Genomic DNA, 16,989 nt, shown 5'->3' with positions numbered 1-16,989 from the left:
GGCGTCCCGTTTCCAATGGAAGGTTTTTGTCTCGGTACGCATCGTGTCCGTGCCGGTAGAAGGGGGTGTCATGAGTAGTTCCCAAGCAACGGCAGCAGCCACCGAACCGCTTTTCTCGCTCGGCCGCTTTGAATCAGCGTGCTACGCGCGCAAGCATGAGCAGGCGGCTAGGGAGTTTGTCGCTCTGCTGGCCATGCTGGATCGCAACTACGGCGGGTTCGACCGTGGATTCGAAGCCCAGCCCACGGCGAGCATGGTGGGTGTGGACCAGGATCCACATGTCATCAATCGCATCTGTTCGGCGCTCTCGGCGCTGTTCAGCGACTCGGCCTTCGGCCTATCTCTCGATGGCTATCGGCAATTGCTCTATTTCCATCGCTGGATCGCGACGCTGTTTGCCGCCAGCTCCTTTCGGAACGCAGATCACATTTTACGCGCCCTAAACATCAAGGGGCCGAATGCGCGCGCAGTGGAAGTAAACAATCGCGATCTGACCAAGTTCTGTCTGCTCTATACGCCGAACTCCGAAATTCCTTTGGATATGGAGGCCTTGTGGGCGTATGACCGCCACCTGGCGGTGGCGCTGGCCTGCGCTTTGCTCTCGCCGCGCTTCCTTGGCACGATGGCAGCCCACGATAAGCGCGAAGTGCTACTGGAATGGTTGCCGCTAAAGCTCGAGCAGATCAATGACCTGAATGTACTTCCGATCGGCGTGCTGCACGATGTCTACATGCATTGCAGCTATGCCGACACGCCGCGTCGACATGCGATCAAGGCGCCGATCAACCGGCTCGTGCGTAAGAAGCTTGAGGAGCAGGGCATACGTGATGTGACACATGTGCCGAGAACACGCGCAGCCGGTGAAAAACCGCTGCTGATGGTCGTGCTGGAGTGGTTCTCAGGCTCCCATTCGATCTACCGCACCCACTCAGCTTCGATCAAGGCAGCTAGCGAGCGATTCCACGTCGTGGGCATCGGTCACGCAGGGCAGGTAGATACGCTGGGCAAGGCTGTATTCGACGAGTATGTGGAAGTCACGGGTGATACCGTGTCGTTCGTGCGTGCCAAAGCCGAAGAGCTGCAGCCAGACATCGTCTATTACCCGGCCTTTGGCATGTTTCCGCACAGCATTTACCTGACCAACCTGCGATTGGCGCCGGTGCAGATTGTCTCCTATGGACATCCCGCCACCTCGATGTCGCCCTTCATCGACTACTTCGTTTTGCCGGAAGACTGGGTGGGCGACCCAGGCTGCTTTAGCGAAAAGCTGCTGCCGGTGCCGAAGGCTGCCATGCCGTTCGTTCCGTCGGCACAAACCAGTACCTATGATCCCACACTGCGCGAGCAGCCCGACACCGTGCGTATAGCGGTTGCCGCCACCACGATGAAGTTGAATCCGGGCTTCATCGATATGCTGGCACGTATCCGTCGCGAGGTGGACAAGCCGCTCGAGTTTCATTTCTTTATGGGCGTCGCACGCGGACTGGTGTATCTGGAAGCGCGCGATCTCATCTGCCGCTTTCTACCCGATGCATTCATCCATCCCATCATGCCGTATGCGGAGTACATGGCGCGCATCAACGCTTGCGATCTGTATCTGAACCCGTTTCCGTTCGGCAACACCAACGGCATTGTGGACGTGACTGCGCTGGGTATGGTGGGTGTGTGCAAGACCGGGCCCGAAGTGCTGGAACATATCGATGAAGCGCTGTTTACCCGCATCGGTTTGCCGGAGTGGCTGGTCGCTAGGTCGACGGACGATTACGTGAGGGCGGCCAAGCGACTGATCACCGATGACGCGATGCGGATCGTTTTGCGGCAGAAGTTGCTGAGGAGCGACGCAGTGAAGGTGTTCTATCAGGGGCAACCCGAGCTTTTCGGGAAGGCTCTGGAGACTTTGCTGTAGCGACTGGCTCCTGACAGCTTAGGCATCAATCTAGAGCGCATCGTCACAGAATAGGACTGGGAAGAGGTGCAGTTCTTGCTCCCCAACTCAGGTATGGACTCACTTTCAAAGGGGTCAGGGAAATTCCCGTGTAGCCCGGCCACGGCTCAGCTCGGTCAAGCCATGCTGCTCCATGGTCGAGTAGAGCTGCTCCCACCACCAGGTCCGGTCTCGATGGTCAATCGCTGACGCTGGCACTTGGACAATGCGCTCGAACGTCTCCCATAGGGCTTCTTCTGGCTGGCCCTCTGCCACAAGTCTCTTCAATTCCTCATCCAACTTTTGGAACATGTCGCTTAGCTGCTCTCTCGTGAAGGTCATATGGCAATCCGTGACGGAGACGATGGGCTAACGTTGCGCGGCTTTCCTTTCATCGACCTTATGCAGAGCGCGCGAAAATAATCCACCCGGCATGATGATTGCCTGGTGTTCGTGATGAGGGTGGGCGTATTTTAGTCGTCGATGCACCGCGTCAGTCCATACGATTCCGCATGGTGATGTAGCGAGGTGTTCATGCCAACGTTCGACATTGTTGATGACAGGAACGAGACCTTGTCCGTGTATTGCGAGTGCAATAGCCTTGAGGGTAGTGGTGTTGCTTGGCGAGCATTTATCTTCGGCCAAGGTAGGTTTCGTGGCTTCCTGACAGGTATCTGCGTCGACCAAGACGCTCTGATAGGGCATGTCCAAGCTGAAGTCCTCGATAGAGGCGTTTTTGCAGCTGAGAGTCTTCCTTCGGTTAATAAGTGACGTATTTGGTATATGGGACACCGTTACGCACAGAGGAGGTGCACATTGTGAGCCTTACATTCGAGTGCGTATGCCGTCGATTACTGAGCGTTTTTTGTTGGATTGGATCGAAGATCTTGAGCAGGGCATTGCAGAGCTGAGTCGTTTGCCAGCCGGCTCACGAAGGCGGCAGCTATTAGCCGATTTAATCGAATCCGCGCGTGGCTTGGCAGAGATGGCTAGGTTTGAGCTGCCGCAGGAAGCAGTGTGCCGATTTTCGTCTTATGATCCTGGCAGGATGATCACCTCCTTGATCGATATAAAGACGTTGTGCGCAAACACCCGAGAAGCTCTGGCGAGCTGACCGGAGTACCTGGTCCAGATCCATTGTTTGGTGCGCCCATGAAAGAGTCCAGCAAGGGTTCCCTACAATATCGTCGAAGGTGACTCGATCGCTGCCGTAGCAAAGCAAGATGAGCGAAATGGCCCAGGACGCGATGTGCAGCTCTACTATGAACCCAGGCCTAAGTCGAACCGAATGAACTGAAGAGTCTTCTCGTTGAAGACGTGGCCGCACCGCCGGTACCAGGCATGCCTAGCTTTCAGTGAGATCAGTGGACCGCATTTCCGTAGAACCAAACCACTGCTTCTTCCACTTCAAGCACTACTTGTCGCAACAATTCATTTGGATCGGCGGCAAAAACGCGTCCTTTGATATCTCGCGGAAGCGAGCCAGCACGAGCGATATGCGCATACCAAAGTGCGCCGTCTGGAAGCTCCAGGACGGTGATTGAGCATTCAACGCTACCCACTTCTATGGCGAATTGCGGCATGTCTTTGCTCAACGGCTCTCGGCTGTTTAGCTGGGAGCCTGGCATCTTCCTCGACCCATACCAGCCAATATTTCGCTACAGATTACATCAAGCTGCGGTGCATTCAGGTCACGAGGTGCAGGCTTGGCGACTTGTTTGCCTCGACCTGTAATCTGTCGCCAGCGGACGGTGCGAAGTACCGCTTGGCGCTTGAACGCTTAGTTGCACACCGAGAGGTTGTCATTATGAGTCCCGACGGGACTCAGAAGCGCCACGCCGCCACTATCAAAGACGCCGATCGCCTCCGGACGGCCTCCCAGCGAACTTTTCATTTCTAGTAGATCGGTCGCAAGACGACGGCGCCTGAATCCTTTTTTGCCTGCCGCGCAGCTGCCGCAATGGCCGCTTTCACTCGAGCGCAAAACCATTCCGATCTTTTTACGCCTGTCTACGGCGCTAGCGTCCAGCCTCTCCGTCATTGAGGCTGACCAAGATCACCTCAGGGCAGGGGAGTCCTCGCCCAGTTGCTATGCGCATTGGGCTTGACCACGTCGACGCTCGCCAACGCGAGCAGGAGCCCGATATGTCCGATTCTTCCGTTCTGCAAGTATCACCGGCATTGCAAAGCTACAAACTGGACTGGGGCAGCCGCACCATACCGTTGTCTCGTGCCTCTCACGTATGCGGTCGTGTGCCGTTCGTCTTGAAAGCCGCCATTGCGGTGGAGAGTCGCCTGGAAAGCCAGGTGGTCCGCCACCTCGCTCGCCAACCTCACCTGGTGGCTATCCACGCACAACCGTTCACGCTGCACTACCAAGACCACGGCCGGCGTCGTCGATACACGCCTGACCTTCTGGTGGTGTTCGAGCAGGTACCACGTCATCTTCGGCGCCGAGGTTTCGATCACTGGACGGCCATCGAGGTGAAGCCCGCGTCGCGTGTGGATACCGCTGTTATCGACCGACTGGCCAGCGTGGCCAGACACCTGGGCCTTGCAACAGCTTGTTTGACGGAGCGTGATGTTGTCGGAGGATTCGGCCATGAAGAATGAATTCACGCCGGGAAAGATTTGTGTCGCCAACGGACGCGTGGTTGAGATTGATGGCTACGATTCACTCACTCATGTGCGCGCCCGCGACATGGCGGACGGCCAAATTCGGTCGTATGCCGTCACACAACTGACGCCTATAACTAAGACACCGTCCGCTGCGGACTCATCGTTTGTTCCAGAGGCTGAGTGGAAGCGGGCCAGTGCTTTGGCGAAGGACCTTCGTCCTTGGCTCACAAAAGGGCTACCGGAGGGTGATGCGCGTCAACTTGCCGCTAGGCATCGCATCAGCGTGCGCCAAATACGTCGCGCTCGGGCGCGCTATTTAAAGAACCCTCGGACATCCAGCCTGATTCGCGAAAAAAGAGGACGTCGTCCAGGTGGAAGCTACATGGCGCCTGGGGTCGACCGTGTCATCCAGCACGCGATCGACAAGTACTTCCTGCAGAGAGAGCCGGCACCGGCAAGCTACATTGTCGAGCGTGCACAATCCCTTTGCCGCCGTCTCGCGCTTCCGGAGCCTTCGCGCAAAGCAGTGGAAACCCGTATTGCGGCTCGGTCGGCTCCGGATGTGAGCAAAGCACAACTTGGCTCCAAGCGTGCCAAACAGATCTGGGAGCCCCGCCCCGGGCGGCTAAAAGTGGATCGTCCGCTGGAGTTGATTCAGATCGACCACACACCCGTCGACGTCCTCGTGCTCACGGACGACCGGCAGACTGTCCTGGGACGACCGTGGCTAACTGTCGCCATCGATGTAGCCACCCGCTGCGTGCTAGGCATCTACCTCAGCATGGACGCTCCATCGGCGGTGTCGGTCTCGCTTTGCATCGAGCACGCCTGCCTGCCGAAGGAAGAGGGTGACATGTGGCCCATGTACGGTTTGCCGGAGCGGATCCTAGTGGACAACGGCAAGGACTTCCGGAGCATGGCGCTGCAACGTGGCTGCGAAGAGCATGGCATCCAACTCGAATGGCGTCCTGTGCGGACGCCCCATTATGGTGCGCACATCGAGCGACTGATTGGTACGCTCATGAAGATCGCGCATCTCGTGCCTGGTACAACCTTTAGCAATGTCAAAGATCGCGCCGATTACGACAGCGAGAAGAGAGCGCGTTTTACGCTCGATGAGCTGCAACGTTGGCTCGTGGAAAAGATCTGCCGTTACTACCACGTTCGCCGCCACCGTAGCGTGGGCGTGAGTCCGAGGGTGGCGTGGGAAGAGGGTCATACCGATGCCGAGGGGTACATCCGGCCGCCGACTGTGGTCCCGTATCCCGACGAGTTTCGTATGTCGTTTCTTCCGTACGTGATCCGGTTGGTGCGCCGAACGGGCATTGAACTAGACAACTCGCGCTACTGGGACGACGGCCTCCGGCCGCTACTCAACCAGAAGGAGGGCGTCATTGTACGCTACGACCCGCGCCGTCGAGGCAGCGTATGGGTGCGACGCCCCGACGGGGTGCTTGTAACCGCCAGCGCCATTGCCGGCGTGGCTGCGAATGACCTGTCCGCACTACGCCGTATGGACGATGCCACCAAGGCACGTATGAACAGCGAGATGGATAAGGGCTTCGATACCTGTGATGCCATTGAAGCGCAGGCGCATCGAGAAACGCAGAAAGCGCGTCGCCGGCAGGGGCGTGTGGCGGCCAAGCAGAAGTCCATCGAGACACATGCCAGCGACAGGGTGGCTCCGGCCATGGCAACCATTCAACCGGCCGTACGCCCCCAGACTGCCGCACTCATTGTCGAAGAATGGATTTGAGGATTTCGCCATGACAAAGACAACGCATCTCGCACCGCACATCGCGCCACTGCTTTCCCTCGATCCCGCTGAACGCGCTCGTCGCATGCTGATAGAGCGCTTCATCAGTCACGAGCGACTGGCGCCCATCATGGACCACATATCCTTTCTCTGCCTACAGCCCCCGCAGACGCGGGCAAGCGGCTTGGTGGTGTCTGGAAAACCTGGCTCAGGGAAGACCATGCTCGCCACCACCGTGCGTCGTCGCTTTCCTCCACAGCCGGCAACGGAAAAGGCACCGTCGACCCTTCCCGTCCTCACTATAAGCATGACCGGTGCCAGGGAGGCCAAAACACTCTATAACCGCATGCTGAGTGCCCTCGAGGTGCCCGACGCGATGAATTACGTTGGCAGTGATCGCGAGCGCATGGTGCTAAAGACCTGCGCGGCAGCCGGCGTCAAGCTCCTATTGGTGGACGAAATCCAGGACATTCTGACTTCGACGGCCAGGCAGCAGCGTATCGCCCTGGACACGATCAAATTCCTTATGAACGAGCTTCATATTCCCATCGTGGCGTTGGGTACTGCCGAAGCACCCAGGGCGATGCAGCTGGATGAGCACCTCAATGCGCGCTTCCGCTATCGCGAACTTCCCGTGTGGAAGCAGGATGGGTACCTAGTCAACTTTCTGGATGCACTGGAGGCCATTCTCCCTCTGGCCAAACCATCGCTTCTTTCTTCCATGCCCATGATGGCAGCCATCATCAGGTTGTCGGGTGGCGTGCTGGACCGCATCGTTAAGACCATCTGCTATGCCGCGGCACACGCGGTGGAGACGGGGGATGAATGCATCACGGTGACATTGCTGGAGCGCGCCGATGTGGAGCCACCGCTGGCCGCGGTGAAGGCAGAAACCGTGCTGGATAAGGCAGCATGAAGCCTTCTGTGGCAACAGGTACTCGCTGGTTCGTTCCGGGCCCCGGCCCCGATGAGACGTTGTGGTCCGTCGTGGGGCGCGCCGCCGCATTTTACGACACTCACGCAAACGCCTTATGGGCGGGGCTGCACGGCGAGGAGCTCGACACTTCTGGTACACCGGACCATCCTTCTGCGGCCGCTCTGCAGCGCGTGGGGCGAGCACTAGGTGTTTCGGCAGCGTCGCTACGAGACCATTTATTAGACACTGGCCCCCGATGGTTAAACAGGGAGGCGCGCCGGGCATTTTGCCCGGCGTGCTGGATGGAAGACCATGCAGCCGGTCGTCCATTTGGCTATCGCCGGACCTGGGCTCGCGTCTTTGCCACGCGATGCACTATGCATAACCAACCACTCCAGTACGCGCATGCCCTTGAGGGCGCCGACACCGATTGGGTGACGGCGCTTGTTTTAAGTCACCAGTCAGAGGGCCGCGCGGCCACAAGACGCCCGTCCGGATCGGATGGTGAACTGCTCGACTGGATCGATGGACTGGCTCGCGCACTCGACGACGTTTATTTCAACGCGTCGCCATGGCCGAGCATATGGCTGCTCGACCGATTCACGGCCGAGCAGCGTCTTCTCGAGTCATGCCGTGGCCAACCCGTGGGTAGTGATGCTCTGTCGATCGATCGGGTCATGGTGCCGCCGACGTTGCGCCGGTTCGTACATACGCGTTGCGCGCTTGTGGCTGCGATGAAAACGCCGCGCTGGGACGACCTTCAGAGCTTGGCAGACCCCGGCGCCAGGCGCGCTGCGATATGGCTTCTCGGATGGCAGCTCCTGCCGGATCTACCGGAGCGCTATTGTCCTCTATGGCCGCCCGACCCCTAAAGGGTCGGGCAAGTGTGATAGCCGACTGACACTAGAAGGTGAAAGACTGCTGGGGGGAGCCCAGCCCCGGCTTGCGTCGATACCCCGTTGAGCTGGGTGTCAGTTGAACCTGACCAGATGAATAGACGCCACTTCTTGTCGGTGCATTCAGGGCGCGGAGCAGGGATGATGGATTGCCCCAACGTGTCCTGATCAAAAGATCATCCATGCTCTTGGCCAAAGGGAAGAGATCCGTCGCTAGCCCCATGCGGGGGGACTCAAGCGTCACTCCCTCTGTCGGTAGCCCCGTACGTTTAACCCAGTCAACGAGTCGCTTTCTGGCCGTCAGGCGCGTCATCGGATGTGCCGTGACCTGGTCGACCGTGGCATGTACAAAGGACCGAAAAAGATGCCCGTCCTGAAGGCCGGTTAGCTCGACCCAGCGTCGAAGGTATCTGCCGCACCGGGGGGAAAGCTCAATCTGGTCACGGCCCGAGGTGTTGCGACTGTTGAGCCGAAGGACGGCAGAGTCGTCAGCGTGGAGAGTCAGGTCCGAGATGGCAGCTGGCAATGCAGCCCAGTAGTGGCCCTCTCGAACCCCTAGGATCTCGCACGAACGGGCAGGGCCCTCGTAAAGCACCAAAAGCATGGCCGCATCCTGCACGTGCCGCGGGTCGTCCATGTCAACCAGGGAGAGCATGACTTCGATCTCCTTGACCACCAAGGCCCGACTAATCCGTGGTTGAGAGCGATAGCTGTGAGTATGCCTTCGCTTGAGTTTTGCGAGTGTGGCGCCTGCCTCGGACGCGCCGACAGCATGCAAGAAACGAATCACGAAGCAAATTTTCGCGCAAATCGTTCGCGCGGATAGCCCCTCCATCTCCAGGTGCTGCACGTAGGGCTTCATGCCGGCCGCACTCACTGGCGATACGCCGCTTGGAAGGTGCGACCACATATCCGCCCACTGGGCGACCGCAAAGCGAGCATTGACGAGGGAAGGTGCGCGCATGCTTGCCACCCATTCTTCGTGCAACGCTACCACTTGTTGGCCAAGGTCCATGTCTCCCAATTCGGGGCGACTCGCGAGGGTATCGGCCATCCTCAGGAGCTGACGGCGGAGTCGAAGTGTCGGTGAGAGAACGGTCATCGCAGTTTCCTTATTGAGGTAACCGCATGACAAACGCCTCGAACTCTACGCAAAGTTAGATTCGATTTTGAACGCGACTATTCCATGCGCCGCTGATCAATCAGGGTTTCATCACCCATTTCGCCGCTCGCAAAGTTGGAGCGAATTTTGTGGACAAGACGATGATGCTACCCGCTCAATCTTTGAGAGAGGGAGGGGCTAAGTTCCAGGTCGTGACAGGACGGGAAAAACAGGGTGCCCTCGGGAGACGACCATGACTGATAAAGATGTCTATGAAATTTTGGCCTCATGGCTATGCATGGTGCCGATGGAGCAATCGGTCTGGGCGACCACATTCGCACTGCATGGCACGGATCCCGACGGGGGAGTTGATGCCGCTGACGCTGCCGTGCTTAGGATGCGTTCAATTGGTCTGACGCGGTCATTTCAACCCGAGCCGGAGTACGAGGCGGCTCGCAGTAATCTGCACATAGAACGCAGTGAGTTCACAGGGTGGTACGTCATTGCCCATCGAATGCGACACGGGTGCGAATCAGGCTATAAAGCTCCCAGCACTGAACAAATCAACGATGCCTACGAGCGATATGATCGCGGACTCTGTGATTACTATTGAAGAGCCGTACCGGCACGGACACGCGTTGCGTCGCCAACAACCAACCAGTGCAGTGCGCCAGCATTGGCTCCCCCTTCTTTGCAAGGTGCTGCGTTTTCAAAGGTCCATAATTAGGGCATGGAATTGCATTGTGGACGTCCTCGCCAAAGGCGACCACGTCCGCTAGCGCGGCGTGGCATCGCACAATGGCCGAACCCCATAGGGTTAAGTTGCTGCTTGCGAGCACGGCCCATGGCCCTTCCGTAGCCGTCGTAGGATCACGCCGTCGGCCGCGGAAGGGCCGCGGGCCTGGCGAGTGAAGTTAGGGCAGGGGATCTAGCGCTGAAGTATCCGGGGAGGGGCCAGGCGATCGGCCTGTCCTGAGGGGGTTCTGCTGTAGGGAGGGTGGCGGATAAAGCGTTACACTTTCATCAAACGGACAAGGGGAATGGGTGCATGGACCAGCTAAAATTCGCCGTCATTCATGAGCTCGTCAAGGAAAGGGGGGCAACGGTTGCACGAGTAAACCTCCGAGAAGGGCTACTCGACACCAGCAAACCGTTGGTGCTGCATCTGGCCTCGCTCTTGGCGGGGCTCCTTGGACGAGATCAAGGTGCGGTTTATTGGGGGCAATTTGGCGACCGGCGACGTGAGGGGCAGTTCCCAGGCGCTACCGCTACTTTTTCGCGTGAATTGACGGAAGAGCAATTCGTGGCGTTAACCCATACGGCCATGGAGGAACTGGCTGCCTTGTCTGCCGAAGAGAGCTTTGCGACAGGCGGTTTCATTTTTTTCGCGGCTTACACCGTCCGTGACGTTGACTATTTGCTCGTGGCTATGATCAAAGAGCGAGACGGCATCGCTCTCTCCGAGGATTTCGAGCCTGAGGAGATCAATGAGGTCGACCTGTCGAAGCTCCACCAGGCTGCCCGCGTCAATCTTCACAGCTATCTAGCAACAATCACTAACCGCGAGGAAGAGGCAAGCGACGAGCGCGAAGGGGATGAGGAAGCAGATGAGTCCGCGCGCGAGCGGACTTACCTGTGCTTCATCAACCGGAAAGGGCGCGATGACGTTGCGGGCTACTTCATAAAAGCGTTGGGTTGTGAGAAGGGCGTCTCATCCGCACGGGCAACCAAAGGCGTCATTAAGGCCGTTCGCGCATATGTAAGAAAGACAGAGGCTATCGCACCGTATGCGCCTCGAGCCCGTCAGGCGTTAATTGATTATCTTGATAGTCTTGGAGATGGGTCGACGGTTACGCTGGATCATGTCGTGCAAGTCGTCGCTCGTGAGCTGCCGATAGAGCAGGTGGTTCACCTGGAAGGGCTAAAAGCTTTTCTCAATGAGGAGGACAATCAGATCCCGGAAGACTTTCAGGTGAACAAGCGGGCGCTTCAGGCATATGCACGCATTGCTGCCCGCACAGATCATTGGAACCTTAATTTCGAGATCAATGCGCTCGGCATTAGGGATGCCGAAATTATCTATGACCATCAACGCCGCTCCTTGACCTTGACTCAAATCCCCGTACCCATGATCAAGAAGATTGAAGATACGCTCAGAGATCGTGGCCAACTCGATGGGGTGGAATGATGTTTCCGGATGTTGTCGAACTCTATCGAGCGAGCGGAAGGCCGCTCATTGCTGGTTCGGCATTCACGTACGAGGGGCAATCAGGCCAGCGACTTCGCGAAGCGATTAGCAAATGCGAACAACTGGCGGTGCATTTTGGCCACTTTTCAGAGCCACCCGAAATAACTCAACCGGACCACATTCTGTTTTCGTGGATGCTGGCTGCGAATGAGCACGCACGCTTTTATCACTCGATAGTCGCCTTGGTTGAAGGCTCTCCGCGGCCCGGACAAGGCGTGGTACCGACCGCCTATTACCTCATTGATTTGGACTATGCGGCGGGTGAGGAGTCGCCACCGGCAGGCATAAGGAAACTGACAAAGCTTACGGAGCTCGTTCAAGGCTTGGCGGAGATTGGTCATCGCGTCGCGACCGGGCCCACCGATCCACTGACTCTGCTGTTTGTCATCCCAGCAGATGAGAAATCGCCACCAAGAACCATTCAACTGAGCACTCGCATTACCGCAGAAACCCTTGAGCTCCCCGATCTTGAACTCGGTCCGCTCTTGGCACTAACAACCAGGGAGGCGACTAGCCAGCTGCATCAAGAAGAGCGGCGCTCACTTTTCCGCCTCGCTGTCGCCGACGTGCTTGGTGAAGCTACTAATGACAATGCGGACTTGACCTACTTGGCCGGACACTGGGACAAGGTGCTCGCCAAGTACCAGTACGATGTAGACACGTACATAAGTCGCTTCTCATTCGACAAGGTGCGAAAGGAAATCAGCCAGGCCGAAGTGGATTTCGTAACAAAGATCCAAGCCGTAGTCGGCGAAAGCTCTAGCAAGCTTCTGGGGCTTCCTCTCAGTCTGGTCGCCGTCATAGGTGTCTATCATGCCGCTTCGCTCGTCGAATCTATTCTGCTCACCCTGGGTGCGCTACTGATCGCCGTATTGTTCTCCGGGTTCACGGAGAATCAGCGACTCCAGCTTGGTCGGATTGAGCATGCCTTTAAGACCGTCTTCGACTCGATCAACCTCAAGACCGATCACCCCCCGCTTGTGGTCCGAGAGCGCCTAGATGAAGCCAAGGGAGCATTCCATGCACAAGTTCAGTTCTCCCGGCGAACGTTGTGGACCGTGAGGACTCTGGCGTGGGTGCCTGCTGGACTGACGACGGTCGCAACCGCGCTTAAGTTTAATGAGACCGTTAGGTCTCATGTACTGGAATGGGCGAATCGGCTCTTATTCTGAATTCGCCAGCCACGTTGGAGAACACTGTCGCGGTGATCAGCACCAGCGGTGTGTTCACACCTCAATGGAACTGGTGTTCAGTTCGACCGGAGTACGCAGAGAGACTCTGCTCATCCTGGACTTCACCTTCAGTGTCTGCGCCCGGTAGCACTCATTCAATACGGGCGGCAGGAGAGAGTGGTAGCCACGGATTATCGCCTGACTTGTCGTCGGCATCATGCTGGTCAAATGTCGTCGCTAACTCCAGCAGTGAAATGGGCAGGACTAACCGGCCAGCCCAGTTGATCCCGAAAATGGCAGTAAGCCAGTTCCTCAAGCGTGAATGTATGACCGCAAGGAAGTGGTAAGGACCTGAAAATGATCGACCATTGCTGTACCGGAGGGTGGCACCGTACAGCGGATAGCATTCGATGCCTGAAAGCGGCGCACTCCTGATCCGGGAAATCCTTGCCGGCGGCCTCGAACCACGCCTGATACACAAACGCGTGTCCAGCCAGGAAGATCGTCCTGGTGATGATTCGCGTTTCATACGGCTGCACGATTCAACCTCCTGATTGACCATCCACATGAAACATCAGGGTGGAATCAAGGGCTGAGAAAGCTTTAGGAGCTCATGGTGGGCTAAGAGCTGCATTTGCAGCTCTAGGGCGCGGTTTCGCTCTTAAGAGCTGGAAAAGCGGCTTTTAGACGCCGAGGTGACATCAATGAAGCAAGTGACGCCAATAAGGAGCGAGTGCCATCTATAAAGAGCACCGACATCAGGGCTTGAGCCACTATATCTATAATTTTACATAATATACATTATGCGAAGTTGTTCATAGCCCTGGCTCTTGGCACGGCGCTGGCATGGCTACTGGTTCTGACGCACGGAAAGCGCCAATGCCACGCCGCCGAACCCGCTTAAACTGGCTCTACGACAACGATTTGCAACAGTTCACGACGCCAGCCGGTCAAGTGGTCACGCTGCTGCAAATCGCCCAGCTTCTACAAGATCAGGTCACTTGCAGCCACGACTTCGCGGGCGCCTGGACCGGTTGGCGCATCCGGCAAAACCGGCTCATCGCACCCGGCGAATCCTTCAAAACCAGCCGGATAACCGCGAGCAACATCCGCGCCTTCAGTCGCTGGCTTCAGAGCTTTGAGGGCGAACAGGCTCAGCTTGAATTTCGCACAGAGCAGCCCGGCCGTCCGGCGAATATACGGGCACCCAACGCGAATGCGTCTGACGATACACCGTGCCTTTCCAGCACCGAACGCCGCCCTCGGAACTCGCTTGCAACGGGAAAGGCGGAACAGGAACAGCCGTCAACTTACGAGCCACGACGAAGGGCCGAGGTGATTCAACTGGCTGAGTACCGGAAGCGAGCTCGATAACCTCAGAGTCCGGGTGCCAAGCACGGTAGGCGGCAACACCCATTCCCACAGCTACGAGCGTCAGCAGGCTCAGCACAACATCCACTTGTCGCATGACCATCCCCTGTCCATTGCGAACAGGGTAGCAAAAGCGGGTTTGGCGAGGCGATGACCGGACTTCGAAAAACGGTGCTCAGGATCCTGAGCGCTGTTTTTCAGCCAACCGTCCGAGAGCGTATCCGGACGTGCGTCCAGCAGAAGCGGTCAGCCGCCGCCCTTGCCACCGCCGAAGGGGTCCGAATTCCACGCCTTGTACGTGGGCGGATCATAGGCGGCGGCCGTCACACGCTCTTTGCGGATGCCCGTCATTTCAACGCCATTCGGTTCAGAAGGAACGCTCGTCGGCGCCTGCGGCTGTACCGACTCGCGTTCTCCTTTCTGACCGTCATTGCGTGCGAGTTCCAGGCCGTCCGCAAAGGGGTTGTAGAGGCCATCCGCCGCGATCTGGCGGCAACGGTCCGCCGGCACCGCGTAGCGCGTGCCCTGCTCCGTGTGGCACGTGCAGCGGCCATCATCCACGGCGATGCAGTAAAGGCGAGGGTTCGACCGAACGGACAGACCGTCGAACATCGGCGCCGACCAGGGCAAGCCGTCAACACGCGGCTTCATCCACTTAGCGAAATCCTCCCGGCGCAGGCGATCCGCCTCGGACCCCTGGGGAGCACCGGGCTTAGCGCCCGGCGCGGCGGTAACGCCCGCTGCGGCCGTTGGCGTGTGATCGGTCTGCGCCTTGAGCTTCTTGATCACCAGCGGGATCGCCACCAAAGCACACAGCGCGACCACGCCGAGCACCGGCAACATCCAGGCGCGAAACGGCACACGCATTTTCATATTGTGCGCGTTGCTGGACTTATAGAGCTCAAACACTTCCTTCGGCAGCGTGCCGACGGTATGCACCGCCACCTTCTGCGCCGCGCCCTTCTCGCAGTTCTCCATGCAACGGCCCCAGGTGAAGCGGCTCACGACCTGACTGTTGAACTTACGCACCGAGTGCACGTGCTGGTCCATCAAACGGCGCACGTAAGCAGACATCAAATTCGGATGCTGCGTCGTCATCCAAAAATCCATGCCTTCGTGACGCACCTTCGAAATGCGCTTCACCCACTCCGGCGGCTGGCCACGGTCCAGCGGAAAGAAATCATCCTCCTGACACTCGTCAATGCAGATCAACGCACCCGGAGGAAGCTCCCACCACTTGTGCAACTGCTCGAGCGTAAGCGGTTCCGCGACACTCGGGTCAAGACCGTTGATGTTAATCGCGAACACAGGGCGTTCCGGATGATCCTTCTTAAACTGCAGAATCGCCGCCACCATGCATGCCGTCTTGCCTGCTCCCGGCAGACCTGTCCACGCCTTGACCGGCATCAGCTTTTCCTCTTGGCAACGATGTGCGCCGTTGCCGCATCTGTGATTTTGCGGCCCGCCCACGCACTCAAAACAATCGTGACGGCCACATCGATTTTCAGCCAGCCCATGAAGTCAACGAGCGGTCCCGCCGCGCCAAGCATCGAGCTAATGCCGATGGTGTCAATCACTCCGGTAGCCACCTTGCTACCCACAAAGCCAATGCCCAGGCTCACCAACGCACTGATCGCCATCTGACCGACCACGCTCAGCAGCATCTCGCCAATCCACGCCACCACGATAGGCATATCAGCCCCTCCCGCCTGCGGTAATCATGGCCGCTGAGAACAGTGCAAAGCCGACGATCAACGCGCTAAGCCACTGCCCTACAACGCAGCCGTTGCTTGCCGGCACATTGAACGAGCCCAGCGTGCCCAGCGAAATCGGAATATCCTTGATCGGGCACGCGCGACCCCAACCGAACCCGCTTTGGTCATACACGCCCTTGTTCGCCTGCCCACCCACCGTGCCATCCTGCGACGTGTCAGGATCGCTCCACACGTCGCCCTGGCCGTACTTCGTGCTATCGCTGGCAAACGTCGGAGGACCATTGCCGTCGCCCGCAAGGTGCTTATCCAACGTGTCCGCGGAAGCCTTCGCCGAGCACATGGCATACCACTCTTGACGCCCGATGCCACACATCACGGCATCGCCGCTGCATACCGGTGGCGAGTTGCAGTCCGCGCCCGAGCCGTAGCCACTACCCGCAGAGGTTGACGACGATGCGGGTTTGGACGAGCCCGAGGAATTCGCAGCACCCTTAGCGCCCGGCCCAGCGCCATTGGTCACGGTCTGCCCGGCAGCGCCGGTGTACGTGTTCACCACTACGGTGCTTACCTGCCCCGTCTGCATATTCTGCGAGGTGTACTTATCGGAGCCGGCAATCTGCGTTGCCGGATCAACCACGCCGCCCTGCCCTTTGGAGGGTATCGGCGCCGTGGGCGACCCCGCACAAATGGCGCCGCTGCCGCCCGAGCAGCCCCCCGTCATGTTCGGCGTCCATGCCGGAAATTTTGTGCACGTCTGCGCTCCACCAACCACAGAGCACACGTTGCCCGTCGAAGGGTCAGCACAACTCGTGCCGCCACACAGCTGGGGCGAAGAGCTGCCATCCGACGCAGGCTGCGGCGCCAACGGGTTGCCCGTCGCATCGTTGTACACGGACGTGCCGGCAGTAGGCGTGCTGCTCTCCGATCCCGACGGATTGCCGTTGTAGCTAATCGTTGCCTGCACGTGGAACATCCCCTGGCTGTCAGCCAAGGCCGAGTAATTCGAGTAGGAGATGGTGAAGGGGCACTGCACCTGCGCCCCCGTGGTGTAGTCCGTCTGCCACGTGGCGCCGGACGTACCTAAGGTCTGCTGCGCGGAGTAACTAATGTTCATCGTTTGCGACCCGAGCGTCGCACACGGGTTGCTGGAGTTCGGCTCTGTAGAGCAGTCGTACTGCCAGGACTGGATGTAACTACCCGTCTTCGGGAACATTCCTACGAAACACGACTGAAGTGTGAGGTTACGCCCTAGATCGCCGCAGTGGTAACC

The 16,989-nt window shown here is 58.3% G+C and carries 15 protein-coding genes; 10 read left to right on the top strand and 5 right to left on the bottom strand.

Features of this window, described 5'->3' with window-relative positions:
- Positions 1–70 precede the first annotated feature (70 nt).
- A complete protein-coding gene (locus ABIC75_RS01865) occupies positions 71–1,906 on the top strand; it encodes a hypothetical protein (RefSeq protein ID WP_354012167.1) in 1,836 nt (611 codons plus the stop codon).
- Positions 1,907–2,627: 721 nt separating this feature from the next.
- On the top strand, positions 2,628–3,038 hold the full coding sequence (locus ABIC75_RS01860; protein WP_354012166.1) for a hypothetical protein: 411 nt from the start codon (positions 2,628–2,630) through the stop codon (positions 3,036–3,038).
- 247 nt (positions 3,039–3,285) lie between these two features.
- Here the strand turns inward: ABIC75_RS01860 and ABIC75_RS01855 are convergent, their stop codons facing one another.
- Positions 3,286–3,507 (bottom strand): hypothetical protein, encoded by a 222-nt coding sequence (locus ABIC75_RS01855; RefSeq protein WP_354012165.1) that lies wholly within the window; start codon positions 3,505–3,507, stop codon positions 3,286–3,288.
- A gap of 562 nt (positions 3,508–4,069) precedes the next feature.
- On the opposite strand from ABIC75_RS01855, the gene ABIC75_RS01850 reads away from it, so the two are divergent.
- From ABIC75_RS01850 to ABIC75_RS01835, 4 genes are read left to right on the top strand one after another with little or no spacing between them, the layout of a single operon-like run.
- On the top strand, positions 4,070–4,537 hold the full coding sequence (locus tag ABIC75_RS01850; RefSeq protein WP_354012164.1) for a TnsA endonuclease N-terminal domain-containing protein: 468 nt from the start codon (positions 4,070–4,072) through the stop codon (positions 4,535–4,537).
- The gene (locus tag ABIC75_RS01845; protein WP_354012163.1) at positions 4,527–6,299 is read left to right on the top strand and encodes a Mu transposase C-terminal domain-containing protein; all 1,773 of its coding nucleotides are present in this window, start codon (positions 4,527–4,529) and stop codon (positions 6,297–6,299) included. The genes ABIC75_RS01850 and ABIC75_RS01845 overlap by 11 nt, the downstream gene beginning before the upstream one ends.
- Before the next feature lie 10 nt (positions 6,300–6,309).
- Complete coding sequence (locus ABIC75_RS01840; RefSeq protein ID WP_354012162.1) at positions 6,310–7,215, top strand: TniB family NTP-binding protein; 906 nt, start codon at positions 6,310–6,312, stop codon at positions 7,213–7,215.
- Positions 7,212–8,087 (top strand): TniQ family protein, encoded by an 876-nt coding sequence (locus ABIC75_RS01835; protein WP_354012161.1) that lies wholly within the window; start codon positions 7,212–7,214, stop codon positions 8,085–8,087. Before ABIC75_RS01840 ends, ABIC75_RS01835 begins: the two co-directional genes overlap by 4 nt.
- Positions 8,088–8,118: 31 nt before the next feature.
- On the opposite strand, the gene ABIC75_RS01830 is transcribed toward ABIC75_RS01835, so the two are convergent.
- On the bottom strand, positions 8,119–9,213 hold the full coding sequence (locus tag ABIC75_RS01830; protein ID WP_354012160.1) for a hypothetical protein: 1,095 nt from the start codon (positions 9,211–9,213) through the stop codon (positions 8,119–8,121).
- A gap of 253 nt (positions 9,214–9,466) precedes the next feature.
- Here ABIC75_RS01830 and ABIC75_RS01825 point away from each other — a divergent pair, with 253 nt between their 5' ends.
- The 4 genes from ABIC75_RS01825 to ABIC75_RS01810 all read left to right on the top strand — a co-directional run bounded on the left by ABIC75_RS01825 (position 9,467) and on the right by ABIC75_RS01810 (position 14,007).
- Positions 9,467–9,826: a hypothetical protein gene (locus ABIC75_RS01825; protein ID WP_354012159.1), complete on the top strand. Its 360-nt coding sequence runs from the start codon at positions 9,467–9,469 to the stop codon at positions 9,824–9,826.
- 435 nt (positions 9,827–10,261) lie between these two features.
- Positions 10,262–11,401, top strand: a complete 1,140-nt coding sequence (locus tag ABIC75_RS01820; protein ID WP_354012158.1) for a nucleoid-associated protein — start codon at positions 10,262–10,264, stop codon at positions 11,399–11,401.
- Positions 11,398–12,633 carry a hypothetical protein gene (locus ABIC75_RS01815; protein ID WP_354012157.1) on the top strand — a complete coding sequence of 412 codons (1,236 nt, stop codon included), beginning with the start codon at positions 11,398–11,400 and terminating at the stop codon, positions 12,631–12,633. The genes ABIC75_RS01820 and ABIC75_RS01815 overlap by 4 nt, the downstream gene beginning before the upstream one ends.
- 879 nt (positions 12,634–13,512) lie before the next feature.
- Positions 13,513–14,007 carry a hypothetical protein gene (locus ABIC75_RS01810; RefSeq protein WP_354012156.1) on the top strand — a complete coding sequence of 165 codons (495 nt, stop codon included), beginning with the start codon at positions 13,513–13,515 and terminating at the stop codon, positions 14,005–14,007.
- 243 nt (positions 14,008–14,250) lie between these two features.
- On the opposite strand, the gene ABIC75_RS01805 is transcribed toward ABIC75_RS01810, so the two are convergent.
- The 3 genes from ABIC75_RS01805 to ABIC75_RS01795 are packed head-to-tail and all read right to left on the bottom strand — an operon-like array spanning position 14,251 to position 16,833.
- Entirely contained in the window at positions 14,251–15,411 is a 1,161-nt protein-coding gene (locus ABIC75_RS01805; RefSeq protein WP_354012155.1) for a zonular occludens toxin domain-containing protein, read from the bottom strand.
- Positions 15,411–15,698, bottom strand: a complete 288-nt coding sequence (locus ABIC75_RS01800) for a DUF2523 family protein (protein ID WP_354012154.1) — start codon at positions 15,696–15,698, stop codon at positions 15,411–15,413. Before ABIC75_RS01800 ends, ABIC75_RS01805 begins: the two co-directional genes overlap by 1 nt.
- A gap of 1 nt (position 15,699) precedes the next feature.
- The gene (locus tag ABIC75_RS01795) at positions 15,700–16,833 is read right to left on the bottom strand and encodes a hypothetical protein (RefSeq protein WP_354012153.1); all 1,134 of its coding nucleotides are present in this window, start codon (positions 16,831–16,833) and stop codon (positions 15,700–15,702) included.
- Positions 16,834–16,989: the final 156 nt, after the last annotated feature.

This window comes from Dyella japonica (assembly GCF_040545895.1).
GTDB classification, from domain to species: Bacteria; Pseudomonadota; Gammaproteobacteria; order Xanthomonadales; family Rhodanobacteraceae; genus Dyella; species Dyella japonica_D.
This window is presented reverse-complemented; position numbering and strand designations above follow the sequence as displayed.

Excerpts from the sequence above, each read along its gene's own strand:
- ABIC75_RS01865 (WP_354012167.1), top strand. The coding sequence starts at position 71 with ATGAGTAGTTCCCAAGCAACGGCAGCAGCCACCGAACCGCTTTTCTCG.
- ABIC75_RS01860 (WP_354012166.1), top strand. The coding sequence starts at position 2,628 with ATGTCCAAGCTGAAGTCCTCGATAGAGGCGTTTTTGCAGCTGAGAGTC.
- ABIC75_RS01855 (WP_354012165.1), bottom strand. The coding sequence starts at position 3,507 with ATGCCGCAATTCGCCATAGAAGTGGGTAGCGTTGAATGCTCAATCACC.
- ABIC75_RS01850 (WP_354012164.1), top strand. The coding sequence starts at position 4,070 with ATGTCCGATTCTTCCGTTCTGCAAGTATCACCGGCATTGCAAAGCTAC.
- ABIC75_RS01845 (WP_354012163.1), top strand. The coding sequence starts at position 4,527 with ATGAAGAATGAATTCACGCCGGGAAAGATTTGTGTCGCCAACGGACGC.
- ABIC75_RS01840 (WP_354012162.1), top strand. The coding sequence starts at position 6,310 with ATGACAAAGACAACGCATCTCGCACCGCACATCGCGCCACTGCTTTCC.
- ABIC75_RS01835 (WP_354012161.1), top strand. The coding sequence starts at position 7,212 with ATGAAGCCTTCTGTGGCAACAGGTACTCGCTGGTTCGTTCCGGGCCCC.
- ABIC75_RS01830 (WP_354012160.1), bottom strand. The coding sequence starts at position 9,213 with ATGACCGTTCTCTCACCGACACTTCGACTCCGCCGTCAGCTCCTGAGG.
- ABIC75_RS01825 (WP_354012159.1), top strand. The coding sequence starts at position 9,467 with ATGACTGATAAAGATGTCTATGAAATTTTGGCCTCATGGCTATGCATG.
- ABIC75_RS01820 (WP_354012158.1), top strand. The coding sequence starts at position 10,262 with ATGGACCAGCTAAAATTCGCCGTCATTCATGAGCTCGTCAAGGAAAGG.
- ABIC75_RS01815 (WP_354012157.1), top strand. The coding sequence starts at position 11,398 with ATGATGTTTCCGGATGTTGTCGAACTCTATCGAGCGAGCGGAAGGCCG.
- ABIC75_RS01810 (WP_354012156.1), top strand. The coding sequence starts at position 13,513 with ATGCCACGCCGCCGAACCCGCTTAAACTGGCTCTACGACAACGATTTG.
- ABIC75_RS01805 (WP_354012155.1), bottom strand. The coding sequence starts at position 15,411 with ATGCCGGTCAAGGCGTGGACAGGTCTGCCGGGAGCAGGCAAGACGGCA.
- ABIC75_RS01800 (WP_354012154.1), bottom strand. The coding sequence starts at position 15,698 with ATGCCTATCGTGGTGGCGTGGATTGGCGAGATGCTGCTGAGCGTGGTC.
- ABIC75_RS01795 (WP_354012153.1), bottom strand. The coding sequence starts at position 16,833 with ATGAACATTAGTTACTCCGCGCAGCAGACCTTAGGTACGTCCGGCGCC.